Source organism: Secundilactobacillus muriivasis (assembly GCF_054785195.1).
On sequence record NZ_BAABMI010000054.1, the window covers coordinates 1 to 8,399 of the forward strand.

Here is an 8,399-nt window from a genome sequence, read left to right on the forward strand (position 1 = left end):
AATCGTGCCCACGGCGTTCCAGCCCAAATTTTCTGACCGACCGGTTGTGCCCACAATATCATCCATGATTAACGCGCAATGAAGCCAAACTTCGCACACTATCGCTGGACACAAGCGTAAAAAAAACAGCACCAACACAAAAACGTGCTGATACTGTTGAAGTTAAATCTCCAAGTAATCTGAGATTTGATCGATGTTGATATCGTCAACGGCAGATACCGCGAAGATTGGTTTGGCGCCGGCGTCTTTTAGGCGAGCTGAGACGGTATCGATATCGGCTTGGGTAGCTAAGTCGGTTTTAGTAACGATGCCAATCGTGTCGCAGCTAAACATGGTACTGAAGCCAGTGGGTAAGATGACGCGTGAATCGGTGGCGCTTTGCATGAGGACGATGACTTCGGCGCCCATGGCGGTGGTCATGAGGTTGGAGTACATGTAGCGGTGCTCCACGTATTCGCCGGGGGTATCGATGATGTTATCGTAGTACTCGATGGTTTGAGTCTTATCGTAGTGAATGGCGTTATCGTTGAGACGTTGGATCAACGTCGTTTTGCCACAACCGATGGCGCCGATAAACATTGCTTTTTTCATGGGAACCTCCAATGAATCGAATAAGATATTAGTTCCATTATACCAAGATTAAGCGCTCACAACAGTGTTCTGACTCAATCTTTCCGGTCAAATTATCACAATAAAACGCGTCCCAAGATAGTCGCTATCTTAGGGCGCGTTTTAAGTGCGATTGTGTTAAAGTTTAGTACCCATTAACCGCGAAATACCAGTGGACCGTGTCGCCAGCTTTGACTTTTTTGCTGTCGGCGGCCGTTTCGATGAATTTGCCGTTAACGTTGTACTTCCAGCCACTACCCACTTTGATGTCGTTTTCGGTTAAGCCGTTGATGGTCTTCACGTAGACGTGAGGCATCTGGGTGTAACTGATTTTGAGTTTGGTTGCCTTCAGGAGTGAGAACACCGTGGTTTTACTCGTGACCGGTAACTTGTGGGCGTAGAAGGTTTTCTTGTTGCCGGTGACCTTAACGTAGACGGTCCGCTTAGGGGCTGTCGTTTTGGCTTTGGTTGTCCGTTTGGCCTTTGGCTTGGTGACTGGGGCTACTCGGCTACTTTTGGTGGTCGTGTGCGCCTCCGCTGTTGATTCTTTTTGAGTTGATTTCGTCAATGATTTGATACTGTCGGCGCTGGCAGTCGTGGTCGACGATTCAGCAGCTGAGGTGGCTGTTGCGGCCGCTGACGACGAACTTTCAGCTTTTTCGGCAGTTCGGGTTTGACTTGAGGCAGATGACTGACTCGATTCACTCTGGGATTTGGCGACTTGATGGGTTTCGGGTTTAGTTTCACTGTGTGAAGACACGACCTGTTGGACACCCAGCGCGAGTCCCAGTGTGGCGATGATCGCCAAGAGGATCCCAACGATTTTATTCAATGTAAACACTCCTTAAGCAGTGACTAGTTTGATGATTATAGGGTATAGATCGAGTGTTTTTGTTGTGCCTTTTGGTAGGCTGCGGTTGCCAAGTTCACTTGACCAACCCCGAGTAACTGACTAGTAGCGCCCTTAACAGAACCGGTTGAGCGGACGTAGCTGAGCATTGACTTAAGCGCAGTCGTTGATTGACCGGATTTGGCAGCACCGTTCACGTACTTCAAGGAGTTGAGTTTCGTTGAAAATGCCGTGATGGCTTGGGCGGTTGAGTTGGCGTTCAAGTAAGTTTTGCCACCGTAACTGAAGCCGTAAGCCCCGTTTTTGGCAACGGATTGACGCAGGTAACTTTGGCCCTTGGTGATGGCTGAAGTGACAGTCTTGCTCGATGACTTACTCCGAGCGAGCGCGATCACAGCAACGCCGGTGGTGTCACTATCGACACTCTTAACGTCGTTGTTGTAGGCCCAACCGTTGTTGCTGAGTTGGCTCTTTGCGATGGTTGACGCGAGGCTGGTCTTGGAGAACTTAGCCTTAGCTGGTCGCTTGTAAGCTGAACTAGTTGATAAGGCAATCAGGGCTTGGCTCTGCACGTTGACGGTTTGGTGGGTCATCGATTGCTTGTAGAGAGTTGACACGAGGTTGACGCTCTTCTTAGCACCAGCGGGTTTGAAACTTTGAGGGTTCAACCCAACCGCCTTCAACGCAACGATGGCCGTTGACAGTGTTGCGGGAGTGGACTTACCGTTGATGACCAAGTTAGCCTTGATTCGGCTCAGATCAGTTTTGGTGAAGTGGTAGCCGTGACCGCGAAGGCCTAGCAACAGGTCAGAGTAACCAGCAGCGGCTCCCGTTTCGGGATATGCTGATTTACTAAAGATCGCACTTGTTTTACCAGATAAAGCGGTCTTGTTCTTGGCTAACATTTTTTTAGCGTACTTGTAGTTGGCAGCAATGGTCTTCTTTTGAAGACTGCTGCTGGCGGTACTAATGCTACTTGCTGAGGCGGTTGTTGCGGGCAGGTAGCTGCCGAGGGCCATAACCCCAATGAGTGATAGCGTGGCGAATCGGTGTCCCTTGTGCATCATAAGTAATCCATCCTTTTTAGTCATTTAGTGGCCTTACTAGCAATCTAGGCAGTAGTTTGCTTTCATGAAAAGTAAGCCCTTTCAGTAGTATAACATTAAACTGCGGGTTGGCGAAACTAGTAACGGGCTATCTTAATCAAACTGTCATGAGCCGTTAAATTCGGGGATTAACAACCAAATAGGTCAAAATGGTTATGGTGAATGTTAGTAGTTTATTTTCTGAAAATTGTAACAAATCAATGGCGTTAACAATTGGATTTAACCACAGCATTCACTGGTGTACAATAGAAGGCATCAAACGAGTTGGAGGTCCACGTATGGACGAGTTATGGCATCAAATTCAGCAAGCAGCAGCGCAAGAATCCAAAACCCCGGATCAGCAATTTCTCAAATTAATGGAAGAAGTTGGGGAAGCTAGTCAAGCGTATTTATCCAGCCAAAAGGCTTCTGGTGCGGCCTATAAGCAATTAACAGTTGCCAACACTCAAGAGGAGTTGGTTGATGTGTTGTTAGTGACTTATGCGTTACTGCAGAAACTTGGTACAAGTGATGAAACGTTAACCACGCTACTGCGCACTAAGACCGCCAAGTGGTTAAGCAAACAAACTCATTCAACGGACTGAGTGGGTTGCTGCTGTTGTAAGTGTTGATCATATTGACGCGCTTGTGGGAATAGGTAAGTGATGAGCCCGCAGAGCAGGGTGCCGACACCTGCGATGATAAACAGTTTCTCAACACCGATTGCATCCGCTAAGGGACCCGCAAAAATTAAGCCAACTGGCCCGGTTAGACTAAGTAACGCGTTAATGATGCCCATAATGCGGCCAAGTTGCTGTGGGGGATAACTTTGTTGGATCATGGCCATTAACAGGGTGTTGAAGAACGGCGTTGCGATGCCGGCCAGTACGTTGAGGGCAACGAACCAGTAGAAACCGGTCTGGTTGCCAGGCAGCAAGCCGCTCGCCCCAATGGTGATGCCAATGACAACGTAAGCCAGTAGTACTAATTTGATCCGATCAGACCACTTGCCAAAGAGGCTGATTAGCGCGCCACCGGTCAACATGCCACCTGCGTAAACCATTTCAATCAGGCCAGCTTGGCCAACTGTGCCGTGGAAGTAGCCCATGGTCATCAGTGGGTACAGACTAGCGGCTGGCATGAACAGGAGCGTGAACAGGGCGCCAATGATCGTAATCGCCCAGAGTCCGCGGTTTTTGATGAGTTGTTGAAGGCCAAGCTTGGTGTCTGAGAGAACGTGCACTTGTTCGATTGCGTGAGTAATGGTGGGAATGTGAACGACCATCAAGAGCGCAACGCCAATGATAGCGCCCAAAACGTCTAGCAGAATCAGCCATGGCAGGGGCAGTACAGTGAACAGAAATGCGCCCAGAGCTGGTGAGATGATCATATTAGCGGATTGGACCATCCCAAGCTGACCATTGGCGCGGGTGAGTTGGTCATCTGGGACCATAATGGGCAGAATTGATTGAATCGTGGGCATTTGGAACGTCTGGGCAACCGAACGCACCAGTAACGCCGCAAAGATGAGCCAGATGGGCAGTTGGTGGAAGAAGGTGCCGGAGATGAAGAGCAGAATGGCAAATGCCGCTGCGACTAAGTCCGGAACAATCAAGAGCGCCTTTTTGTTAAACCGGTCAACTAACGGCCCGATAAACGGACTCAGTAGCACCATCGGGAGCATCCCAAGCAGGGTTGCCATGCTGAGAATCGTAGCTGAACCCGTTTGCTTGGTGAGGTACCAGATGATGGCATACTGAACCGTCATGCTGGTGATACCAGAACAGAACTGACCCGTTAAAAAGAGGCCGAGGTTGCGTTGCCAGTGTTGGGGAATGGGTGCCATAGGGAAACCTCCGTAGCTGTGACTTAGGCAAACAAAAGGCCATCCTGCGTGGGGTGGCCTTTTGTTGTATCACTGTAAAATTGGTTTGAACGGGTTCCTGCAAGTTCCCGTTACCTGTTATCTTGCGAAGGAGAGACAATTGTGAAAATGGCTAGATTAAACGTTAATTTATGAAATCGCTTACAAGATAACTTGGTTTTAATTATAACCGTCCCGTTTTGATTTGTGAACCCCAATTTGGCACTTTTTTTCGGCAAACGTGATTTTTTTGTAGGCGAGGTGTGTAAAAATACATTATTTGGCAAAATGACACTAATTCTGGTTTTTGAGGCAGGTTAGTTATCCTGCAATCAAAGGTTACTTAGAGACAACAACCATTAAATTGTGCTAGTTTGGTGGCGAGTTGGTGAATTTTTGAAAAATTGAAATCGGGCTCGCAAAATTTTGACATTTCGACGATGACTTTATATATTGGAAGAGATAGTTACTGGGAAGAATTTTTGAAGGCACCGGTGACTTGGAATTTTAGAGATTGAGGGAACAATTAATGTCAACACACCCCTTATTAAAATAAGGGGCTTGTAGCTCACGCGGTAACTTCCCGCGGTGGTCAAACATATCAGTCTCCTGATACTCCCTCCCCAAAGTGGCTACATCATATCGGACAGTTGACAGCGCCCGTTTAGTTGCGAAGCATTGCTAAGCAACTGTTGTTTTGGTTGATTTTGGCTTTTTAAACCTCGGTTTAGTATTACCAGCAACGTAACGCTGTCCCAATGTCTGGATATTCATCGCCCCAACTCGATCATCATTGGAACGATAGTCACAGTCAGCACATTGATACTGATGTTGTTGGTAATCTCGATTTTCTTTATTGATCACTTCACACTTAGGGCAGCGTTGGCTGGTATAGTTAGCGGGTACTTTTAAGATGAGACTTCCTTGACGGTGAGCTTTATAGGTTAACATCATTTCAAGCTGGTAGAAGGCCCATGAGCTATTATCATTTCGTAGTGCTTTTGGTAAATCGTCGCGGTTAAAACTAACACCAGTTAAATCTTCCAACACGAATAGGGTATCCGTACCATACGTCGTAACGAGTGTCTTAGATAGACAGTGATTCACATCTGTCATCCAGCGGTTCTCTCGATTACCGATTTTCTTTAAACGACGCCGGGCTGATTTAGTTCCTTTGCGTTGAAGTGCTTCGCGAGTTTTCTTAAATTTCGCTCGCTTGCGCTGAACAGTTTTACCGGAAACGAAAGTCGTTTGTTGTTGGTGATCATAAGTGGTAACTAGGAAACGTAGCCCACGGTCAATGCCAACAACTTTCGGCGTTTTGGACAATTGAAGCTCATCAGCGTCCTTGGTCATGGCAATATGCAGGTACCATTTACCACGAATGTGCAGGACTTTGGCCGCACCAAATTTCCAAGTGCCATCTAGATATTGTTCAAAGCCGTGACCGGTAGTAGTTATGGGTTCACCGGCCAAGTATTCCTGTAAGCCATGGCAAACTGGTGTGACGCGGATGCGTTTTTCCAGCGTGTTGATGGATAAGTCGCCATTACTCAAAAACGACCAGTCACGCCCGCGTTGTAAATCAGCTTGAGGTTGGGAAAAATTAATGGGTTGCCACAACCAGTGACGGTCACGATGAACCCAAACTAGTTCTGGCCGACCATTTGGCAGTTTTTCGCCAGTTGGGTAGCAGTAAGGTTGGTCACCTAATTGGGTTTCAACCGCTTTATAACGCGCCATTACTGTGCGAACGACTGATTGTGCCAGTTGGGATTTTAAATGGAAATCTTGTCGTAACTGGTGATACAGGCGTTTGGTTAGCGCCTGCGTATTGGAACGAAAGTGCTCATCAAAGAAAGCTTGAGAAACAAAGTTACAAGCGTTGCGATACTGTTGCATCATGGTATTTAGTAAGTCAGCATCTGTACTGTGATGTAGTTTGAGTTTTACTTTGATCACCACTGATTGTTTCACTTTCTTCGCCATTGGTCGACCTCCTTAATTGGAATAGACCAAGTGTACCAAAAAATCATGTTTCACAAAGAGAACAATTATTCGTATATTCTATTTTAGATACTAAACCAATTTTAAAGAAAAGAGGAGTGGCGGGCTTTCCTCCCACGTTTGAAAACGTGGGTATCTCGCCCAATATTTTAATGACAACGGATGATCGTTACTACCAGCCCCAAAACGCCAAGGATGCGTTGCGTTACATCGAAGGACTGTTTAACCAGTACGCCCAAGCGCCATTAACGATGGAATTGGTGGCCTACCACCAAAAACTGGTTAAGCAATTGCAGGAAGATATCCTCCCAACGGCGCAAGCGGCGGGCCAAAAGATTCAGGTGGAAAATACGCAGCAGATGATCCAAACGATGCAGTCGTGGTTGCGCATCCGGATGAGCGGTCAACCGTTTGCGGGGAAGATGCACCATTTTAAATTCGAAGCGGATAACGCCAAACCGAAGTTTAAGCGGCACGTCATCAAGGGCCGCCGAAGTGGCGGTGGCCACCGGTCAACGCGACACTAGAAACGGCGGTATGACCGAAAAGGAAACGCTTAACAAACCAATCGATAAGTGTTATCCTACTACTTGTATCGGGTCCTTAGCTCAGTTGGGAGAGCGCCTGCTTCGCATGTAGGAGGTCGACGGTTCAAGTCCGTTAGGATCCAGAGTGGGAAATAGCGCGGTTAGATCCCAGAATATAAGTAAAGCACGCAACGACTTGCCGTTTTTTGGCAAGTCGTTGCGTGCTTTACTTATATGGCCGGGATCTGCGCTATTTCCCACGTTTCGGCGTGGCAGCCAAAAAGCAGTTAACTCACCAAACCTCACTAGAGATAAGTTAAGCGGCATCAAAAAAGTTAAAACTAAGCCGAAACAAACGCTGCCTGAGAGTGCCAAAGCATACATTGAGCAGTAAAAGGGTCAAGTCGTTGCGTGCTTTACTTATATGGCCGAAATCTGCACTATTTCCCACGTTTCGGCGTAACAGCCAAAACGCAGTTAACTCACCAAACGTAGCCAAAACAGTAGCCACGCCCCAACGTCCACCCATCAACCCCCAATCCCGTAAGGTTCCTACTTGACTACCCCACTACCAAAGCGTACATTTAAACGTTGTTAAAGAAAATTGTGCGGTTAATAAGGAGGAACATTGTGGCGGAAAAAAGTTATTTGGCAGACCCACACGTTCAAAAGCACCGGTGGTTGATTTTAGCGGCCGTTGGGCTGTTTACGTTCATGTCGACGCTGGATGGGAGTATTGTCAATATTGCGTTGCCCGTGATCAGTAAGGATTTAAAAGTCCCAATGAACCAGGCGGAATGGGTCGTTTCCATTTACCTGATTGTCATTTGTGCGTTATTGCTATTGTTCGGAAAACTAGGGGATTCCCTAGGGAAAATTAAGATTTTTCGCATCGGAACGGTTTTATTCATTATCGGATCACTTTTCGCAGGCTTTAATGGGAGTTTTCCCATGTTGCTGGCTGCGCGGGTCGTTCAAGCGTTAGGGGCGTCGATGACCATGTCGACGAACAACGGGATCATTACAGAAATCTTTCCGTTTAACGAACGAGGGCGGGCGCTTGGAATGATTGGCTCCTTCGTGGCGCTAGGTTCAATTGCCGGTCCCGGTATCGGTGGTGTCGTCCTGGCACATTTAAGCTGGGGCTACATTTTTTGGCTGAACGTGCCAATTGGCATTATCACAATTATCATCGGGCAATTGATTTTGCCGAAAGATATTACAATGTCGCACGATCACATTGACCGAACTGGTGCTGTGACCATGGCACTGCTGATGGTATCGCTGTTTACCGGAATCTTCTTGGGCCAAGAAGTTGGCTTTACCAACCCAGCCATTTTAGCCTTGTTCGCGGTGGCGTTGATTGTCGGCGTCATCTTCGTTCGAACGGAGAACCGGCAAAGCAAACCACTATTAGCGTTTAGTTTGTTTAAAAATAAACAGTTTTCACTGAGTTT

General features: G+C 47.3%; 8 protein-coding genes and 1 tRNA gene. 4 read left to right on the plus strand and 5 right to left on the minus strand.

Annotated elements, in window-relative coordinates:
• Window positions 1-162: 162 nt before the first annotated feature.
• The 3 genes from ACYVR3_RS12185 to ACYVR3_RS12195 all read right to left on the minus strand — a co-directional run bounded on the left by ACYVR3_RS12185 (window position 163) and on the right by ACYVR3_RS12195 (window position 2,523).
• The gene (locus ACYVR3_RS12185) at window positions 163-591 is read right to left on the minus strand and encodes a EutP/PduV family microcompartment system protein (RefSeq protein ID WP_054733605.1); all 429 of its coding nucleotides are present in this window, start codon (window positions 589-591) and stop codon (window positions 163-165) included.
• A 163-nt stretch (window positions 592-754) separates the two neighbouring features.
• Window positions 755-1,441, minus strand: coding sequence for a DUF4430 domain-containing protein (locus tag ACYVR3_RS12190; protein WP_461244469.1), 687 nt, complete (start codon window positions 1,439-1,441; stop codon window positions 755-757).
• A gap of 35 nt (window positions 1,442-1,476) precedes the next feature.
• A complete protein-coding gene (locus ACYVR3_RS12195) occupies window positions 1,477-2,523 on the minus strand; it encodes a fucose-binding lectin II (protein WP_461244475.1) in 1,047 nt (348 codons plus the stop codon).
• Between the two features lie 320 nt (window positions 2,524-2,843).
• On the opposite strand from ACYVR3_RS12195, the gene ACYVR3_RS12200 reads away from it, so the two are divergent.
• The gene (locus tag ACYVR3_RS12200) at window positions 2,844-3,149 is read left to right on the plus strand and encodes a MazG-like family protein (RefSeq protein WP_461244470.1); all 306 of its coding nucleotides are present in this window, start codon (window positions 2,844-2,846) and stop codon (window positions 3,147-3,149) included.
• Here ACYVR3_RS12200 and ACYVR3_RS12205 read toward each other — a convergent pair.
• Both ACYVR3_RS12205 and ACYVR3_RS12210 read right to left on the minus strand, forming a co-directional pair.
• Window positions 3,134-4,390, minus strand: coding sequence for an MFS transporter (locus ACYVR3_RS12205; protein WP_461244471.1), 1,257 nt, complete (start codon window positions 4,388-4,390; stop codon window positions 3,134-3,136). The two genes, ACYVR3_RS12200 and ACYVR3_RS12205, sit on opposite strands and share 16 nt — an antisense overlap.
• A gap of 699 nt (window positions 4,391-5,089) precedes the next feature.
• Entirely contained in the window at window positions 5,090-6,397 is a 1,308-nt protein-coding gene (locus tag ACYVR3_RS12210; RefSeq protein ID WP_461244472.1) for an RNA-guided endonuclease TnpB family protein, read from the minus strand.
• 116 nt (window positions 6,398-6,513) lie between these two features.
• Here ACYVR3_RS12210 and ACYVR3_RS12215 point away from each other — a divergent pair, with 116 nt between their 5' ends.
• From ACYVR3_RS12215 to ACYVR3_RS12225, 3 genes are all read left to right on the plus strand, one after another.
• A complete protein-coding gene (locus ACYVR3_RS12215) occupies window positions 6,514-6,942 on the plus strand; it encodes a hypothetical protein (protein ID WP_461244473.1) in 429 nt (142 codons plus the stop codon).
• Between the two features lie 70 nt (window positions 6,943-7,012).
• Window positions 7,013-7,085 (plus strand) — tRNA-Ala (locus tag ACYVR3_RS12220).
• Window positions 7,086-7,572: 487 nt separating this feature from the next.
• The coding region (locus ACYVR3_RS12225) for an MFS transporter (RefSeq protein ID WP_461244474.1) at window positions 7,573-8,399 on the plus strand (827 nt) is incomplete at its 3' end.

Excerpts from the sequence above, each read along its gene's own strand:
- ACYVR3_RS12185 (WP_054733605.1), bottom strand. The coding sequence starts at position 591 with ATGAAAAAAGCAATGTTTATCGGCGCCATCGGTTGTGGCAAAACGACG.
- ACYVR3_RS12195 (WP_461244475.1), bottom strand. The coding sequence starts at position 2,523 with ATGCACAAGGGACACCGATTCGCCACGCTATCACTCATTGGGGTTATG.
- ACYVR3_RS12200 (WP_461244470.1), top strand. The coding sequence starts at position 2,844 with ATGGACGAGTTATGGCATCAAATTCAGCAAGCAGCAGCGCAAGAATCC.
- ACYVR3_RS12205 (WP_461244471.1), bottom strand. The coding sequence starts at position 4,390 with ATGGCACCCATTCCCCAACACTGGCAACGCAACCTCGGCCTCTTTTTA.
- ACYVR3_RS12210 (WP_461244472.1), bottom strand. The coding sequence starts at position 6,397 with ATGGCGAAGAAAGTGAAACAATCAGTGGTGATCAAAGTAAAACTCAAA.